Origin of the sequence: Streptomyces canus (genome assembly GCF_030815415.1) — a bacterium.
GTDB classification, from domain to species: Bacteria; Actinomycetota; Actinomycetes; order Streptomycetales; family Streptomycetaceae; genus Streptomyces; species Streptomyces canus_F.
The window spans coordinates 5887114-5903184 of the sequence record NZ_JAUSWW010000001.1; the positions used below are offsets into that span (position 1 = coordinate 5887114).

Consider the following 16071-nt stretch of genomic DNA (forward strand, 5'->3'; position numbering starts at 1 on the left):
CGGGAGGGGGCTCCTGTCCGTGCGATCAGTGGGCATCCATAGTGGAGCTCCCACAGCGGGGCATGGGGATCGTTGCATGGGGATCCATTGGGGGGACTGGGGGGTTGCTCGATGGGAGTTCGGCTCATGGTGGTCGACGACCACCGACTGCTCGCGGAGGCGCTGGCCTCGGCGTTGAAGCTGCGCGGGCACCGGGTGCTCGCCGCGGCGGCACCCGCCGCGGGGGCGGCGGAGCTGGTGATCACCCGGTCGCCCGAGGTGTGCCTGCTGGGCACGGCGACACCGGCCGAACCGGGCATCTTCGACCCGGTGGTGAAGATCAAGCGCGACCGTCCGCAGGTGGCGGTTCTGGTGCTGGGCCCGGTACCGAATCCGCGCGGTATCGCGGCCGCCTTCGCCGCCGGTGCCTCGGGCTATGTGCGCCATGACGAACGCATCGAAGGTGTCGAGCGGGCGATCATGAAGGCGAGGGCGGGCGAGGCGGCGGTCGCGCCCCAGCTTCTGCAAGGCGCCTTCAGTGAACTCCTCAACCCGGCCGCCCAGCCCGACGACGAGGGCCAGCGGCTGCTCCAGATGCTCACCCCGAGGGAGGTGGAGGTCCTGGTACGCGTCGCCGACGGCGAGGACACCAGGCTCATCGCGGCCGGCATGGGCATCGCCCCCTCCACGGCCCGCACCCACGTCCAACGCGTCCTGATGAAGCTGGGAGTGGGATCCCGCCTGGAGGCAGCGGCCCTGGCGGCCCGAACAGGCCTGCTGGACCGGGCGGGCCCGATCCCGCACTCCTCCGTTCCGGACCTGGGCGGAGGACCGGAAGCCTGAGCGGTGCGGAGACGGCGTCCCGGATCACCACCGGGGCAGCCGGGGGGATGACGAGCACGGGGCCGGAGTCCCCCGTGGGCTCCGGCCCCGCCGGGGCCCCTTACTCGGTCGGGCTTTCGGTTTCTGCCAGTTCCGGCGCGACCGGCGGCGGTGTGGGCCGCAGCTTCAGCCAGACCAGGAAGAAGATGCCGAGGAGCAGCATCCCGAGGCCGGTCCAGAGGTTGATGTTGACGCCCTCGGCCTTGTCGAGGGTGGCGTCGGAGGGGTTGATGCCGGCGATCGTGACGATGACGCCGTAGAGGACGAACAGGCCGCCGATGATGCGGCGCAGGTCGAAGATGCGGGCCGCGGTGGCGGACTTGGCCTGCAGTTCGGCGACTTCCCGCTGGACGTTCTTGCCGGAGTGGTCGGACATGGTCTCTCAGACTCCCTTCCGGAGCGCGATCAGAACGAGAACGGGATGTAGCAGGCGGCAGCCAGGATCACCGCGCCCCAGCCCAGCAGGGCCGGCCTGCGGTACCAGGCGTCGTCTCCCTCGGCCGGCGCCTCGGACATGCCCGGCGAGCGGGTGCCGTAGACCAGGCCCTGGAGTTCCGCCGCCGGCTTGGGCGCGGTGAACAGCGACACCGCGACCATGACCACCGCGCCCGCCATGAAGCCCACGATCGCCGAGACGAAGTTGGCGCCCTGGTCGGACGGGATGTCGATGATTCCCTGCTTGTAGATCCAGAAGTAGTTCACCATCGCCGCCAGCGTGCCTGCCAGCAGGCCCCAGAAGCCCGACTTCGCGGACGCGCGCTTCCAGAACATGCCGACGACGAAGACGACGAACATCGGCACGTTGAAGAAGGAGAACAGGGTCTGGAGGTAGCTCATGATGTTCGAGAAGGACGAGGCCAGGAACGCCGTGCCCACCGACGCCACCACGCCGATCACCGTGATCAGGCGGCCGAAGCGCACGTAGTAGGCGTCCTCGCGGCCCCTTTCCACGTACCGCGCCCAGATGTCGTTCGTGAACACCGTGTTGAAGGACGACACGTTCGCCGCCATGCCCGCCATGAAGGCGGCCAGCAGACCGGTCACCGCGATGCCCAGGACCCCGTTGGGCAGCAGCTGTTCCATCAGGTACGGGATCGCGTCGTTGTACTGGTAGCCGGACTCCGCGGTGCCGAAGCCGGGGATCAGGGCCGCGGCCGTCAGGCCCGGGATCATCACCAGGAAGACGATGAAGATCTTGGGGTAGGCGGCGATCAGGGGGGTCCGCTGGGCCGCGCTCAGGTTCTTCGCCGACAGCGCTCGCTGGACCTCCGCGAAGTTCGTCGTCCAGTAGCCGAAGGACAGCACGAAGCCCAGGCCCAGCACGATCGTCAGCCAGTTCGCGCCGAGCGGATTGTCCGAGCCGATGCCCGTACCGCCCCACGCCGTCGTGAAGTCGGCGCCGTGCTGGGCCGTCAGCTTGTCCGTCAGGCCGCCCCAGCCTCCCACCTTCTTCAGGCCCAGCACCACGATCGGGATGAGGGCCGCGAGGATCACGAAGAACTGCAGGACCTCGTTGTAGATCGCCGACGACAGACCGCCGAGCGTGATGTACGCCAGCACGAAGGCGCCCGCGACCACGATCGCCACCCACTGCGGCCAGCCGAGGAGCGCCTCGACGACGATCGCGAGGGCGTACAGGTTGACCCCGGAGATCAGGATCGCGGCGAAGGCGAAGAGCGCCGAGCTCAGCAGGTGCGCCCACTTGTCGAAGCGCAGCAGCAGCATCTCGGGGACCGAGCGGACCTTCGAGGAGTAGTAGAAGGGCATCATCACCAGGCCGAGGAAGACCATCGCCGGGATGGCGCCGATCCAGTACCAGTGCACGGTGTAGACGCCGTACTGCGCACTGTTGGCGGCCATGCCGAGGATCTCGGTGGCGGCCAGGTTGGCGGAGATGAAGGCCAGGCCGGTGATCCAGGCGGGAAGCGAGCGCCCCGAGAGGAAGAAGTCGAGGCTGGTCTTCACCGAGCGGCGGGCCGCGAACCCGATGCCCAGGACGACCACGAAGTAGATGCCGAGGATCGTGTAGTCGAGCCAGTTAGTGGGGAGTCGCAGCTCGGCTGCTAGATATGTGTCTTTTGTGACGATTTGCATGGGCAGCCATTCAACCCTTCCGCTGGTGCACTTTGTTTGATTCCGACGTTGACGTGACTGTCGAGTTATGGTTACTTGTGTTTAGTTCTGTTTGAGTGAAGGAGTCCGGCGGTGAAGAAGACCTCGACCCGACTGGCCGACGGTCGCGAGCTCATCTACTACGACCTGCGCGACGACACCGTGCGGGACGCGGTGGACCGCCGTCCGCTGGACCGGACGGTCACCACGTCCGAGGTCCGCCGTGACGTGCTGCTCGGCGACTCGGTCGCGATCGCCTCGCACCGCCAGGGCCGCACCTACCACCCGCCGGCCGACGAGTGCCCGCTGTGCCCGTCGCAGGGCGACCGGCTCAGCGAGATCCCGGACTCGTCGTACGACGCCGTGGTCTTCGAGAACCGCTTCCCGTCCCTCGCCGGTGACTCCGGTCGCTGCGAGGTCGTCTGCTTCACCTCGGACCACAACGCGTCCTTCGCGGACCTCACCGAGGAGCAGGTGCGGCTTGTCCTCGACGCGTGGACGGACCGGACGTCGGAGTTGTCTCATCTGCCCTCCGTGGAACAGGTCTTCTGCTTCGAGAACCGCGGTGCCGAGATCGGTGTGACCTTGGGTCACCCGCATGGGCAGATCTACGCGTACCCCTTCACCACGCCCCGCACCGCACTGACCCTGCGGTCGGTCGCCGCCCACAAGGAGGCGACGGGCGGGGAGAACCTCTTCGACGCCGTCCTGGAGCGCGAACTCGCCGACGAGCGGGTCGTCCTGGAGGGTGAACACTGGGTGGCCTTCGTGCCGTACGCGGCGCACTGGCCGTACGAGGTCCACCTGTACCCGAAGCGCCGGGTGCCGGATCTGCTGGGGCTCGACGAGGACGCGCGCTCAGAATTCCCCAAGGTTTATCTGGAACTCTTGAGGCGCTTCGACCGGATCTTCGGCGAAGGTGAGCCCCTCACGCCCTACATCGCGGCCTGGCACCAGGCCCCGTTCGGCGCGCTGGAGGAGTTCGAGGGCGTCAACCGTGACGACTTCGCGCTCCACCTCGAGCTTTTCACCATCCGCCGCACGCCCGGCAAGCTGAAGTTTCTCGCGGGTTCCGAGTCCGGCATGAACGTGTTCATCAACGACATCCGGCCGGAGGCCGCGGCCGAGCGACTGCGAGAGGTAGCGAGTTCATGAGCGGTAGGTACCTGGTCACCGGTGGCGCGGGCTATGTCGGCAGCGTGGTCGCCCAGCATCTGCTGGAGGCGGGCCACGACGTCGTCGTCCTCGACAACCTGACGACGGGCTTCCGCGAGGGCGTCCCGGCGGGCGCGACCTTCATCGAGGGCGACATCCGCGACGCGGGCAAGTGGCTGGACGGCTCCTACGACGGAGTCCTGCACTTCGCCGCCTTCTCTCAGGTCGGCGAGTCGGTCGTGAAGCCCGAGAAGTACTGGGACAACAACGTCGGCGGCACCATGGCGCTGCTGGGCGCCATGCGCGAGGCCGGCGTGCGCAAGCTCGTCTTCTCCTCCACGGCCGCCACCTACGGCGAGCCGAAGGAGGTGCCGATCGTCGAGTCGGCACCGACCTCGCCGACCAACCCGTACGGCGCCTCGAAGCTCGCCGTCGACCACATGATCACCGGTGAGGCGGCCGCCCACGGTCTGGGCGCGGTGTCGCTGCGCTACTTCAACGTGGCGGGCGCGTACGGCCGGCAGGGCGAGCGCCACGACCCCGAGTCGCACCTCATCCCGCTGGTCCTCCAGGTCGCGCAGGGCAAGCGGGAGGCGATCTCCGTCTTCGGCGAGGACTACCCGACGCCGGACGGCACCTGCGTCCGCGACTACATCCACGTCGCCGACCTGGCCGAGGCCCACCTGCTGGCGCTGAAGGCCGCGCAGCCGGGCGAGCACCTGATCTGCAACCTCGGCAACGGCGAGGGCTTCTCCGTCCGCCAGGTCATCGAGACCGTCCGCCAGGTCACCGGCCACCCGATCCCCGAGGTCGTGGCCCCCCGCCGCGGCGGCGACCCGGCGATCCTGGTGGCGTCGGCGCGGGCCGCGCGCGAGAAGCTGGGCTGGAACCCGTCCCGCGCGGACCTCGCGGGGATCGTCGCGGACGCGTGGGAGTTCGCGCAGAACATCGGCACAGCAAGGGAGCAGTAGTGGGGCAGCAGGTGCGGGACGGATTCGTCGAGCTCTACGGAACCGAACCCGAAGGTGTCTGGTCGGCGCCGGGCCGCGTCAACCTCATCGGTGAGCACACCGACTACAACGACGGCTTCGTGATGCCCTTCGCGCTGCCGCACACCGCCGTGGCGGCGGTCTCGCGGCGCACGGACGGCATCCTGCGGCTGCACTCCGCGGACGTCGAGGGCGGGGTCGTGGAGCTGACGCTCGACGCCCTGACCCCGGAGTCCGACAAGAACTGGACGGCGTACCCGGCGGGTGTCCTGTGGGCCCTGCGCGAGGCCGGCCACCCGGTGACCGGCGCCGACATCCATCTGTCGTCGACGGTCCCGTCGGGCGCGGGCCTGTCCTCGTCGGCGGCGCTGGAGGTCGTGGTGGCCCTGGCCGTCAACGACCTGTTCGAACTCGGTCTGCAGCGCTGGCAGCTGGCCCGCCTGTGCCAGCGCGGGGAGAACGTCTACGTCGGCGCCCCGACCGGCATCATGGACCAGACCGCCTCGGCCTGCTGCGAGGACGGCCACGCGCTGTTCCTCGACACCCGCGACCTGTCCCAGAAGCAGATCCCCCTCGACCTGGCGGCCGAGGGCATGCGTCTGCTGGTCGTCGACACCCAGGTCAAGCACTCCCACAGCGAGGGCGAGTACGGCAAGCGCCGCGCGGGCTGCGAGAAGGGTGCGGCACTGCTGGACGTGGACGCGCTGCGGGACGTGCCGTACGGCGAACTGGACGCGGCGCTGGCCCGGTTGGGCGACGAGGAAGAGGTCGTACGGCTGGTGCGTCACGTCGTGACGGAGGACGAGCGCGTCGAGCGCGTCGTCGGGCTGCTGGAGTCGGGCGACGTCCGCGCCATCGGCCCGGTCCTGGTCGAGGGCCACGCCTCCCTGCGCGACGACTTCCGTATCTCCTGCCCGGAGCTGGACCTGGTCGTCGACACGGCCCTCGCCTCGGGAGCCCTGGGCGCCCGGATGACCGGTGGCGGCTTCGGCGGCTCGGCGATCGTGCTGGCGGACGTCGCCGACGTGAACACCATCACCAAGGCGGTGGAGGAGGCCTTCGCCGCGGCCGGGTTCACGGCGCCCCGCGTCTTCGAGGCGGTGCCTTCGCCGGGGGCCCGCAGGCTCTCCTGACGTTCGCTGCTCCCGTCGGCCCCGTGCTCTTCGCCGAGCGCGGGGCCGACCCATGTGCTGCCCCTGTGCTGCCCGCGTGCGAACACGTTGTGGGGATTGTCGCCGGGTCGTCCCGGTCGTGCCCGGTCGGTAACCGGCCCGCGACTCCCCCCGCAGAACCGCCCGTTCTGTGTGACGGTGGGCATATCGCCGTGAGCGGAGGGGGAATTCATGGCTGTGCAGGACGGTCCTCATCAGGCGTCGCCGCGCAAGGAGCCGGGATGTCTCAGGGGCCTGGTGGCTCTGGTCGTGTTCGTCGGGATCATCTACGCGATCTGGTGGTTCACGGGCGGCAGGGACGGCGACGACGAGGCCTCCTCCACGCCGTCCGTGTCCGCCTCGGCCACCGGGGACCGCGGCGGCAGTTCGGGGGAGTGGAAGGCCGGGGACTGCGGCGGTCCCGACCCGGACCGGGCTCCCGACGGGTACGAGGCGTACGACTGCGGCGACCCCGACGCCACCTTCAGGGCGCTGAAGATCATGGACGGCAGCATCCTGCCCGCCGCGGTCCAGTGCCCGGCGGGGACGGACGTGATCATCGAGGTGTCGATGAACTCCGGGTCCGACGTGAAGCCGAGCGGCGGCATCCCCACCGACACCGTCTGCGGGCGCAACCTCTCGGGCGACCACCCCGGCGACGCGGGCGCGGGCGGCGGGCAGCTGGTGAAGGGGGACTGTGTCACGGCGGACGTCGAGGAGATCGCGTGCGACCAGGCGGGTCCCGGTGACCTCAAGGTGCTCGGGCTCGTCGACGCCGGTTCCGCCCGCTGCCCCTCCGGCACCACCGACCCCATCCGGCTGACGATCGTGGTGGGACGGCCGTACGACACCGTCTGCGGCCGCGAGCCCTAGCCGATCCGCTTCGTCAGCGTGTACTCGGTGACCCCCGGCGGATAGTCGGGGATCACGCACACCACCTCGTACCCCCGCTTCCGGTAGAACTCCGGTGCCTGGAAGTCCCAGGTCTCCAGGCGGGAGTTCACACACCCGCGCTCGTCGCGGGAGAGGGACTCCGCCGTCGCGAGCAATTGCGAACCGAGGCCCGCCCCGCGCCACCGGCCGTCCACCCACAGGTACGTCACGTGCAGCCACGTCGTCCAGGTGTGGCCGACCAGACCGCCCGCCAGTTCGCCCGTCCCGTCCAATGCCCAGACGTGGAGCGGAAGTTCCCGTTCACCTGGGGTTCCGCGCAGGGCGCGCAGGACCGGGGAGGCCGCCGTGTTCGCGTCGCGGAGCCGTCTGTGGAGCAGATCACGTCGGCCTCTGTCGACTTCTGTCTCAATGCGAAACATGCGGCTCACCATAAACGTGCTGGACAGCCAGTTCTGCAAATTACCTTCCGCTCCCGGCCCCCGGCCGTACCCTGATGAACAGCACCGGTGGGGGCCGGTGCTGATCAGGGGGCGAGACAGTCGGGTACGACGCCCGAAGTGGGGGTAACAGTTCGTGCACGGCGGCGGCCGTGCGGCCATCGCGCTTCGGACGTCGTACCCGCGCCGGTCTTTCCGTCTCCCGACGATGGGGTATCCCCTGCTCTTACAGAGCTTGGGGAAGGGGGTTTCGTGGTTCGCATCCGAGTCCTGGTAGTCGACGACCATCGCATTTTCGCCGAGTCGCTCGCCGCAGCTCTGGCGGCCGAGCCCGATGTCGACGTATCCGCCGCAGGCAGCGGTCCCGCCGCGCTGCGCAGTCTGGAGCGCGCGGCCGCCGAGGGGCGCCGCTACGACGTGCTGCTCGTCGACGCCGACCTGGGCGGCAACGTCCAGGGCATCCGGCCGGCCGTGCCCGTACAGGAGGGCAATGAGGACGGGCTCGTCGACGGCATCTCGCTGGTGGTCGGGGTGCGTTCCGCGCAGCCCGGCGTACGCATCGTCGTCCTGGCCGAGAAGGACGACCAGCGGCGTGCCGCGCTCGCCCTGCAGGCCGGGGCGTCGGGGTGGGTGGCCAAGGACTGTTCGCTGTCCAGACTGCTGACCGTCATACGAGGGGTGCTGCGGGACGAGACGCATCTGCCGCCCGCCCTGCTCACGGGGGTTCTCAGGGAGCTCACCGCCGCTCGCAAGCACCGCACCGAGAGCGAGCGGCTCGTCGAGTCCCTGACCCCGCGCGAGCGGGAGGTGCTGCGGTGCATGGTCGCCGGTCTGGGCAGAAAGGCCGTCGCCGAGCGGCTGTTCCTCTCGCCGCACACCGTCCGCACCCATATGCAGAACGTCCTCGGCAAGCTGGGCGTGCACTCCACGCTGGCCGCCGTCGCGCTCGCCCGCCGTGCCGGGGTCGGACCCGCCGACCTAGCCGGGGATGTTGTCGAACGGGGCGGTCAACTGGCGTAGCAACCCGGCCAGTTCGCCCCGCTGGGCCCGGGAGAGTTCCGCGAGGATCGCGCGTTCCTGGTCGAGCAGTCCGGCGAGGGCCTGATCCGCGCGGTCCTGGCCCTCGTCCGTCAGCCGGACCAGCACACCACGCCGGTCCGAGGGGTCCGGCAGACGCTCCACCAGGCCCTTCTTGGTCAGCCGGTCGATGCGGTTGGTCATCGTGCCCGAGGTGACCAGCGTCTGTGTGAGCAGCTGCCCCGGGGAGAGCTGATACGGGGTTCCCGCGCGCCCGCAGCGCGGTGAGGACGTCGAACTCCCACGGCTCCAGGCTGTGCTCGGCGAAGGCCAGTCGACGTGCCCGGTCCAGGTGCCGGGCCAGTCTGCTCACCCGGCTGAGCACCTCGAGCGGTTCCACGTCGAGGTCAGGGCGCTCCCGGCGCCATGCTGCGACCAGCCGATCGACCTCGTCCTCCATGGCGATCAGTCTAGTGGTTGTGTCGATGTGGAGTCTCTTGATGTGAAGTCTCTTGACGTCGAGATAAATCGGGGGTCACAGTGGATCCATGACGACTTGGGACCCCGCCCAGTACCTGCGCCACGCCGACCACCGCGCCCGCCCCTTCGCGGACCTCCTCGCGCGCGTCCCCGGCCTGCCCACCGAGGCGGCGCCCCGCATCGCCGACCTCGGCTGCGGCCCCGGCAACGTCACCGCAGTCCTCGCCGACCGCTGGCCCACCGCCCGCGTCACCGGCTACGACAACTCGCCCGAGATGCTCGACCGGGCCCGCACCGAGCACGAGGGCCCCACACCGGGCGGCGGCCGCCTCGACTTCGCCCACGCCGACGTCCGCACCTGGACGCCCGCACAGCCGTACGACCTCATCGTCAGCAACGCCACGCTGCAGTGGGTCCCCGGCCATGTGGAGCGCTTCGCCGACTGGATCGCGGGGCTCGCGCCGGGCGGCACCTTCGCCTTCCAGGTGCCCGGGAACTTCGGCGCCCCCAGCCACCAGCTGATGCGCGAACTCGCCCACACCAGCGGCCTCGGCGACCTCCTGCGCCACGACGACGCCGTCCTCACCCCCGAGACCTATTTGGAGCACCTGACCGCCCTCGGCTGCACGGCCGACGTGTGGGAGACGACGTACATCCATCTCCTCACCGGCGAGGACCCCGTCCTCGACTGGGTGAAGGGAACGGGACTGCGACCCGTCCTCACCGCGCTGGCCGACGAACCGCGGACCCGCGACGACTTCGTGAGCCGCTACCGGGACGCCCTGCGCAAGGCCTATCCGGCGGGACCGCACGGCACCCTCTTCCCGTTCCGCCGGATCTTCGCCGTCGCCCGCAAGGGGCAGTGATGCTCACCGGGGTCGACCACGTCCAGCTCGCCGCGCCGCCGGGCTCCGAGGACCGGCTGCGGGCGTACTACGCCGGCGTGCTCGGCATGGCGGAGATCCCCAAGCCGCCGGTGCTCGCCGCGCGCGGCGGGTGCTGGTTCCGGGCGGGGGCCGTGCAACTGCATCTGGGGATCGAGGACGACTTCAGACCCGCCGGGAAGGCCCACCCCGGGCTGCGGGTCACGGACATCGAGACCTACGCCGCCCGGCTCCGGGCCCGCGGCGCCGAGGTGATCTGGGACGCGGACCTGCCGGGACACCGGCGCTTTTACTCCCACGACCCCGTCGGCAACCGGCTGGAGTTTCTGGAGCCGGTTGTTTGAGCCCTCCGCAGCGGGCCACTCGCCGGAGTGACAGTGGGAAGAAGATCCAGCCCGGGAGTGAGTGACGTGGCGAAGGAACAGAAGGCCCGCGCGAAGAAGGAACAGGCCAAGGGCAAGGCCAAGGAGACCATGGGCCGCGCGGTCGGCAACGAGCGGATGGAAGCCGAGGGCCGCGCCGGACAGGGCAAGGGCGACGTGCGTCAGGCCAAGGAGAAGACCAAGGACGCCTTCAAGCACTGACGTGACCCCGTAGGGCGCCGCAGGACTCAGCTCTTGCGGCGCCCTATCAGGTGCGGCTTCTGCTCCAGGCCGTCCAGCCCGTGCCACGACAGGTTCACCAGGTGCGCGGCGACCTCCGCCTTCTTCGGGCGGCGCACGTCCAGCCACCACTGGCCGGTCAGCGCGACCATGCCGACCAGGGCCTGGGCGTACAGCGGGGCCAGCTTCGGGTCGAAGCCGCGGCTCTTGAACTCGCGGCCCAGGATGTCCTCCACCTGGGTGGCGATGTCCGAGATCAGCGAGGCGAAGGTCCCCGTCGACTGCGGGATGGGGGAGTCACGGACCAGGATGCGGAAGCCGTCCGTGTACTCCTCGATGTAGTCCAGGAGCGCGAAGGCCGCCTGTTCGAGGAGCTCGCGGGGATGGCCGGCGGTCAGGGAGCTCGTGACCATGTCGAGCAGGCGCCGCATCTCACGGTCCACCACCACCGCGTACAGGCCTTCCTTGCCGCCGAAGTGCTCGTACACCACCGGCTTGGACACCCCGGCCTTCGCCGCGATCTCCTCCACCGACGTGCCCTCGAACCCCTTGGCGGCGAAGAGGGTGCGACCGATCTCGAGCAGCTGCTGACGACGCTCGGCTCCCGTCATCCGGGTGCGGCGCGTGCGCCTCGGCTTCTCATTGCTCTCGGTGCTGCTGGAGTCGGTCGCCACGGCGTCAATCATGCCGCCTTCGCGGGCTCCTTCCCCCGTCGGGAGCCGCCTTCGTCGGTGTTACGGCGCGAATCGATACGCGAGCGTGACGGCCAGCGGACGTCGTACGCCCAGCCGAACATCTCGAACCAGCGGATCAGACGCGCCGAGGAGTCGATCTGACCGCGCTCCACCCCGTGCCGCGCGGAGGTCGGGTCGGCGTGGTGCAGGTTGTGCCACGACTCACCGCACGACAGCACCGCCAGCCACCACACGTTGCCCGAGCGGTCCCGCGACTTGAACGGCCGCTTGCCCACCGCGTGGCAGATCGAGTTGATCGACCAGGTCACGTGGTGCAGCAGACAGACCCGGACCAGCGAGCCCCACAGGAACGCCGTGAACGCGCCCCACCACGACATCGTCACCAGGCCCCCGACCAGCGGAGGGATGGCCAGGGAGAGCAGCGCCCAGAAGATGAAGCCCCGGGAGATCCAACGGATCGCCGGGTCCTTGATCAGATCCGGCGCGTACTTCTCCTGCGGGGTCTGCTCCTCGTCGAACATCCAGCCGATGTGTGCCCACCACAGGCCTTTCATCAGCGCCGGAATCGTCTCGCCGAACCGCCACGGGGAGTGCGGGTCGCCCTCCGCGTCCGAGAACTTGTGGTGCTTGCGATGGTCGGCGACCCACCGGACCAGGGGCCCCTCGACCGCCATCGACCCCGCGAGCGCCAGCGCGATCCGCAGCGGGCGCTTGGCCTTGAAGGAGCCGTGCGTGAAGTAGCGGTGGAATCCGATCGTGATGCCGTGGCAGCCGAGGAAGTACATGAAGACGAGCAGGCCGAGGTCCAGCCAGCTCACCCCCCAGCCCCACGCCAGCGGTACCGCCGTGAGCACGGCGAGGAACGGAACGATGATGAAGAGCAGCAGGGTGATCTGCTCGAGCGAACGCTTCTGCTCGCCGCCCAGGGTGGCGGACGGCATCGAGGGATCGTCGGGCGCCGGGGCGTCTTCGATCACATCGGAGCTTGTGGTCATGGGGCGTCCCCTGTGGGGTTCGAGGGTTTTGTGACAAGGGCCTGGTCAGCGGAGCCCTTGGAAGGAGAGCGGGACTTCCCTACGGTTCCGTAACCTACGGCGTCGTAAGTATGGCAGCGCGTCGCCCGACGGCAAGAGCCCAAGAGTCTGCGCGTCTGCACGGACACCTATCCTGGAGTCGTTCGGACAGCGCGGTCCGCTCTCAATTCTTCCCGGATGTCCGATTCGTATGCGGCAGCCGCCGCTCGACCGGTCCCGGGTTCCCTCCCGGACGAGCTTCAACACTGCAAGGAGCCGCACCTGTGAGCAGTGCCGACGACAAGACCGTTTCTCAGGAGACCACATCCACCGAGCTGCGCGCCGACATCAGGCGACTCGGCGACCTCCTCGGCGAGACCCTCGTCCGGCAGGAAGGCCCGGAGCTGCTGGAACTCGTCGAGAAGGTCCGCAGCCTCACCCGTGAGGACGGTGACGCCGCCGCCGAACTGCTGCGGGGCACCGAGCTGGAGACCGCCGCCAAGCTGGTGCGCGCCTTCTCGACCTACTTCCACCTGGCCAACGTCACCGAGCAGGTCCACCGCGGCCGCGAGCTCAGAGCCAGGCGGGCCGCCGAGGGCAGCCTGCTCGCCCGCACCGCCGACCGCCTCAAGGACGCCGACCCCGAGCACCTGCGCCAGACGGTGCAGAACCTCAATGTGCGTCCGGTGTTCACGGCGCACCCCACCGAGGCCGCCCGCCGCTCGGTCCTCAACAAGCTCCGCCGTATCGCCGCGCTGCTGGAGACCCCGGTCCTGGAGACCGATCGCCGCCGCTACGACACCCGCCTGGCCGAGAACATCGACCTGGTGTGGCAGACCGACGAGCTGCGTGTCGTACGCCCCGAGGTGACCGACGAGTCGCGCAACGCCATCTACTACCTCGACGAGCTGCACGCGAACGCGGTCGGCGACGTCCTGGAGGACCTGACCGCCGAGCTGGGCCGCGTCGGCGTCACCCTCCCCGAGGACACCCGCCCCCTCACCTTCGGCACCTGGATCGGCGGCGACCGCGACGGCAACCCGAACGTCACCCCCCAGGTGACCTGGGACGTCCTGATCCTCCAGCACGAGCACGGCATCAACGACGCGCTCGACCTGATCGACGAGCTGCGCGGCTTCCTCTCCAACTCCATCCGCTACACCGGCGCCACCGAGGAGCTGCTCGCCTCGCTCCGGACCGACCTGGAGCGCCTCCCGGAGATCAGCCCCCGCTACAAGCGCCTCAACGCCGAGGAGCCCTACCGGCTCAAGGCCACCGCGATCCGCCAGAAGCTGGAGAACACCAAGCTGCGGCTCGCCAAGAACACCCCGCACGAGGATGGCCGCGACTACCTCGGCACCGCCGAGCTGCTCCAGGACCTGAAGCTGGTCCAGACCTCCCTGCGCGAACACCGCGGCGGCCTGATCGCCGAGGGCCGGATGAACCGGACGATCCGTACGCTCGCCGCCTTCGGCCTCCAGCTCGCCACCATGGACGTCCGCGAGCACGCCGACGCCCACCACCACGCCCTCGGCCAGCTGTTCGACCGGCTCGGCGAGGAGTCCTGGCGCTACGCGGACATGCCGCGCGACTACCGCGGCAAGCTGCTCGCCAAGGAGCTCAGGTCGCGCAGGCCGCTGGCGCCCACCCCGGCCCCGCTGGACGCCGCAGGCGAGAAGACCCTCGGCGTCTTCCACACCGTCAAGCGCGCCCTGGACGTCTTCGGACCCGAGGTCATCGAGTCGTACATCATCTCGATGTGCCAGGGTGCCGACGACGTCTTCGCGGCCGCCGTCCTGGCGCGCGAGGCGGGCCTGATCGACCTGCACGCCGGCTGGGCGAAGATCGGCATCGTGCCGCTCCTGGAGACCACGGACGAGCTCAAGGCCGCCGACACGATCCTGGAGGACATGCTCTCCGACCCGTCCTACCGGCGCCTGGTCGCGCTGAACGGGGACGTGCAGGAGGTCATGCTCGGCTACTCCGACTCCTCGAAGTTCGGCGGCATCACCACCTCCCAGTGGGAGATCCACCGCGCCCAGCGCCGCCTGCGGGACGTGGCGCACCGCTACGGCGTGCGCCTGCGTCTGTTCCACGGCCGTGGCGGCACCGTCGGCCGCGGTGGCGGCCCCTCGCACGACGCGATCCTCGCCCAGCCCTGGGGAACCCTGGAGGGCGAGATCAAGGTGACCGAGCAGGGCGAGGTCATCTCCGACAAGTACCTGGTCCCCTCGCTGGCCCGCGAGAACCTGGAGCTCACGGTCGCGGCCACCCTCCAGGCCTCCGCCCTGCACACCTCCCCGCGCCAGTCCGACGAGGCGCTGGCCCGCTGGGACGCCGCGATGGACGTGGTGAGCGACGCGGCGCACGCCGCCTACCGCCGTCTGGTCGAGGACCCGGACCTGCCGTCGTACTTCCTCGCGTCGACGCCGGTGGACCAGCTCGCCGACCTGCACCTGGGCTCGCGGCCCTCGCGCCGGCCCGGCTCCGACACCTCCCTGGACGGACTGCGCGCCATCCCGTGGGTGTTCGGCTGGACCCAGTCCCGTCAGATCGTCCCCGGCTGGTTCGGTGTCGGCTCCGGTCTCAAGGCGCTGCGCGAGGCGGGTCTGACTGCAACATTGGGAGGAGAGGGCGTGCTCGACGAGATGCACGAGCAGTGGCACTTCTTCCAGAACTTCATCTCCAACGTCGAGATGACCCTGGCCAAGACCGACCTGCGCATCGCCCGGCACTACGTGGAGACCCTGGTCCCGGCCGAGCTCCAGCATGTCTTCGCCGACATCGAGGCCGAGCACGCGCTGACCGTCCGCGAGGTCCTGCGGATCACCGGCGAGACCGAACTCCTGGACGCCCAGCCCGTTCTGAGGCAGACCTTCGCCATCCGCGACGCCTACCTCGACCCGATCTCCTACCTCCAGGTCGCCCTGCTCAAGCGGCAGCGCGACGCGGTCGCCGCGGGCGAGGAGGCGGACCCGACGCTGGCCCGGGCCCTGCTGCTGACGGTCAACGGTGTGGCGGCGGGTCTGCGCAACACCGGCTGACGGTCTCCGGTGGACATGGCGGTGCCCCCGAGCCTCGTACCGACTCGGGGGCACCGCCATGTGCGAGCCTTCCGCCCTACGACGCCTTCCGACGCCGGAACACCAGGTAGCCGCCCGCCGCGACCAGCACCGCCGCGACGCCGCTCAGCAGACCGACGGGGGCGCCGCTGCCGGTCTCGGCGAGGTCGCCGGCGTCGCCCTGGGCGGACGGGGAGGAGGAGGCGGACGGGGTTCCCGCGGCCCCGGCGGGCTGCGAGGCGGAGGCCGACGGGGAGGCGGACGGCGTCGCCGTACCGTCACCCGGGTTGCCGTCGTCGGAGTCCTCGCAGTCCGTCCAGAACACCTTGTGCTTGGCCGAACCGTTCTCGCCGTCGAAGTTCCAGAACAGCTTGTAGTGGCCGTCCGGCAGCGACAGGTCCTCCGTACGGCCGTGACCCTCGCCGTCCAGGGTGATCTCGCCGGACTTCACGGTCTCGCCCTTGACGCCGGCCGTCGGGGCCCAGGCCTCGATGTGCCAGTCGACCTCCTGGACGCTGTCGAAGCCGAAGGCGTCCAGATAGAAGGTGCACACGTGCGGCTCGTTGCGGCGCAGCTCTTCGCCGGTGGAGGCGTCGTGGATTTTCACTGTGCCGTTGTCACCGGGAGGGGTGGCGTGGGCGGAGGGGGCCGCGAGCAGGGCGGCCACGGCGACGGCGGACAAGGCGCCGGCCCGGGGGAGGGTACGCATGGGCAGTCCA

General features: G+C 69.9%; 16 protein-coding genes and 1 pseudogene. 10 read left to right on the plus strand and 7 right to left on the minus strand.

The features are described 5' to 3' along the window. The first annotated feature begins 126 nt into the window (after window positions 1-126). The gene (locus tag QF037_RS27370) at window positions 127-822 is read left to right on the plus strand and encodes a helix-turn-helix transcriptional regulator (RefSeq protein ID WP_307029606.1); all 696 of its coding nucleotides are present in this window, start codon (window positions 127-129) and stop codon (window positions 820-822) included. Window positions 823-922: 100 nt separating this feature from the next. On the opposite strand, the gene QF037_RS27375 is transcribed toward QF037_RS27370, so the two are convergent. Together QF037_RS27375 and QF037_RS27380 are read right to left on the minus strand one after the other, a co-directional pair. Further along, window positions 923-1237, minus strand: coding sequence for a hypothetical protein (locus QF037_RS27375; RefSeq protein WP_307029608.1), 315 nt, complete (start codon window positions 1235-1237; stop codon window positions 923-925). A gap of 29 nt (window positions 1238-1266) precedes the next feature. Next, entirely contained in the window at window positions 1267-2955 is a 1689-nt protein-coding gene (locus QF037_RS27380) for a sodium:solute symporter family protein (protein ID WP_307029610.1), read from the minus strand. A gap of 111 nt (window positions 2956-3066) precedes the next feature. Here QF037_RS27380 and galT point away from each other — a divergent pair, with 111 nt between their 5' ends. The 4 genes from galT (at window position 3067) to QF037_RS27400 (ending at window position 7141) form a co-directional block, all read left to right on the plus strand. Then, complete coding sequence (galT, locus tag QF037_RS27385; RefSeq protein WP_307029613.1) at window positions 3067-4128, plus strand: galactose-1-phosphate uridylyltransferase; 1062 nt, start codon at window positions 3067-3069, stop codon at window positions 4126-4128. Further along, window positions 4125-5099 (plus strand): UDP-glucose 4-epimerase GalE, encoded by a 975-nt coding sequence (galE, locus tag QF037_RS27390; RefSeq protein WP_307029615.1) that lies wholly within the window; start codon window positions 4125-4127, stop codon window positions 5097-5099. Before galT ends, galE begins: the two co-directional genes overlap by 4 nt. Continuing rightward, a complete protein-coding gene (gene galK, locus QF037_RS27395) occupies window positions 5099-6250 on the plus strand; it encodes a galactokinase (protein WP_307029616.1) in 1152 nt (383 codons plus the stop codon). The genes galE and galK overlap by 1 nt, the downstream gene beginning before the upstream one ends. Before the next feature lie 210 nt (window positions 6251-6460). Continuing rightward, window positions 6461-7141 carry a hypothetical protein gene (locus tag QF037_RS27400; protein WP_307029617.1) on the plus strand — a complete coding sequence of 227 codons (681 nt, stop codon included), beginning with the start codon at window positions 6461-6463 and terminating at the stop codon, window positions 7139-7141. On the opposite strand, the gene QF037_RS27405 is transcribed toward QF037_RS27400, so the two are convergent. Beyond that, entirely contained in the window at window positions 7138-7593 is a 456-nt protein-coding gene (locus QF037_RS27405) for a GNAT family N-acetyltransferase (protein ID WP_307029618.1), read from the minus strand. The two genes, QF037_RS27400 and QF037_RS27405, sit on opposite strands and share 4 nt — an antisense overlap. Before the next feature lie 258 nt (window positions 7594-7851). Between QF037_RS27405 and QF037_RS27410 the strand changes: the two genes are divergently transcribed. Further along, window positions 7852-8619, plus strand: coding sequence for a LuxR C-terminal-related transcriptional regulator (locus tag QF037_RS27410; protein ID WP_307029619.1), 768 nt, complete (start codon window positions 7852-7854; stop codon window positions 8617-8619). On the opposite strand, the pseudogene tamR reads toward QF037_RS27410, so the two are convergent. Beyond that, a pseudogene (gene tamR / locus QF037_RS27415) lies at window positions 8578-9076 on the minus strand (MarR family transcriptional regulator TamR). The gene QF037_RS27410 and the pseudogene tamR sit on opposite strands and share 42 nt — an antisense overlap. Before the next feature lie 88 nt (window positions 9077-9164). Here tamR and QF037_RS27420 point away from each other — a divergent pair. The 3 genes from QF037_RS27420 (at window position 9165) to QF037_RS27430 (ending at window position 10564) form a co-directional block, all read left to right on the plus strand. Next, window positions 9165-9962 carry a trans-aconitate 2-methyltransferase gene (locus QF037_RS27420; protein WP_307029621.1) on the plus strand — a complete coding sequence of 266 codons (798 nt, stop codon included), beginning with the start codon at window positions 9165-9167 and terminating at the stop codon, window positions 9960-9962. Continuing rightward, window positions 9962-10324: a VOC family protein gene (locus QF037_RS27425; RefSeq protein ID WP_307029623.1), complete on the plus strand. Its 363-nt coding sequence runs from the start codon at window positions 9962-9964 to the stop codon at window positions 10322-10324. Before QF037_RS27420 ends, QF037_RS27425 begins: the two co-directional genes overlap by 1 nt. 66 nt (window positions 10325-10390) lie before the next feature. Beyond that, window positions 10391-10564 carry a CsbD family protein gene (locus QF037_RS27430; RefSeq protein ID WP_307029625.1) on the plus strand — a complete coding sequence of 58 codons (174 nt, stop codon included), beginning with the start codon at window positions 10391-10393 and terminating at the stop codon, window positions 10562-10564. Window positions 10565-10590: 26 nt separating this feature from the next. Here QF037_RS27430 and QF037_RS27435 read toward each other — a convergent pair whose 3' ends face one another. Continuing rightward, a complete protein-coding gene (locus tag QF037_RS27435; RefSeq protein WP_046257589.1) occupies window positions 10591-11268 on the minus strand; it encodes a TetR/AcrR family transcriptional regulator in 678 nt (225 codons plus the stop codon). After that, window positions 11265-12272 (minus strand): acyl-CoA desaturase, encoded by a 1008-nt coding sequence (locus QF037_RS27440; RefSeq protein WP_307029627.1) that lies wholly within the window; start codon window positions 12270-12272, stop codon window positions 11265-11267. The genes QF037_RS27435 and QF037_RS27440 overlap by 4 nt, the downstream gene beginning before the upstream one ends. Window positions 12273-12574: 302 nt before the next feature. Between QF037_RS27440 and ppc the strand changes: the two genes are divergently transcribed. Continuing rightward, window positions 12575-15334: a phosphoenolpyruvate carboxylase gene (ppc, locus tag QF037_RS27445; protein WP_307029628.1), complete on the plus strand. Its 2760-nt coding sequence runs from the start codon at window positions 12575-12577 to the stop codon at window positions 15332-15334. Window positions 15335-15410: 76 nt separating this feature from the next. On the opposite strand, the gene QF037_RS27450 is transcribed toward ppc, so the two are convergent. Beyond that, entirely contained in the window at window positions 15411-16061 is a 651-nt protein-coding gene (locus QF037_RS27450; protein WP_307029629.1) for an LPXTG cell wall anchor domain-containing protein, read from the minus strand. Window positions 16062-16071: the final 10 nt, after the last annotated feature.

Bases quoted from the DNA above. Each gene is read 5' to 3' on its own strand.
- QF037_RS27420 (WP_307029621.1), top strand. From the start codon at position 9,165: ATGACGACTTGGGACCCCGCCCAGTACCTGCGCCACGCCGACCACCGC.
- QF037_RS27405 (WP_307029618.1), bottom strand. From the start codon at position 7,593: ATGGTGAGCCGCATGTTTCGCATTGAGACAGAAGTCGACAGAGGCCGA.
- QF037_RS27380 (WP_307029610.1), bottom strand. From the start codon at position 2,955: ATGCAAATCGTCACAAAAGACACATATCTAGCAGCCGAGCTGCGACTC.
- QF037_RS27370 (WP_307029606.1), top strand. From the start codon at position 127: ATGGTGGTCGACGACCACCGACTGCTCGCGGAGGCGCTGGCCTCGGCG.
- QF037_RS27375 (WP_307029608.1), bottom strand. From the start codon at position 1,237: ATGTCCGACCACTCCGGCAAGAACGTCCAGCGGGAAGTCGCCGAACTG.
- QF037_RS27400 (WP_307029617.1), top strand. From the start codon at position 6,461: ATGGCTGTGCAGGACGGTCCTCATCAGGCGTCGCCGCGCAAGGAGCCG.
- galE (WP_307029615.1), top strand. From the start codon at position 4,125: ATGAGCGGTAGGTACCTGGTCACCGGTGGCGCGGGCTATGTCGGCAGC.
- QF037_RS27450 (WP_307029629.1), bottom strand. From the start codon at position 16,061: ATGCGTACCCTCCCCCGGGCCGGCGCCTTGTCCGCCGTCGCCGTGGCC.
- QF037_RS27435 (WP_046257589.1), bottom strand. From the start codon at position 11,268: ATGATTGACGCCGTGGCGACCGACTCCAGCAGCACCGAGAGCAATGAG.
- QF037_RS27440 (WP_307029627.1), bottom strand. From the start codon at position 12,272: ATGACCACAAGCTCCGATGTGATCGAAGACGCCCCGGCGCCCGACGAT.
- QF037_RS27425 (WP_307029623.1), top strand. From the start codon at position 9,962: ATGCTCACCGGGGTCGACCACGTCCAGCTCGCCGCGCCGCCGGGCTCC.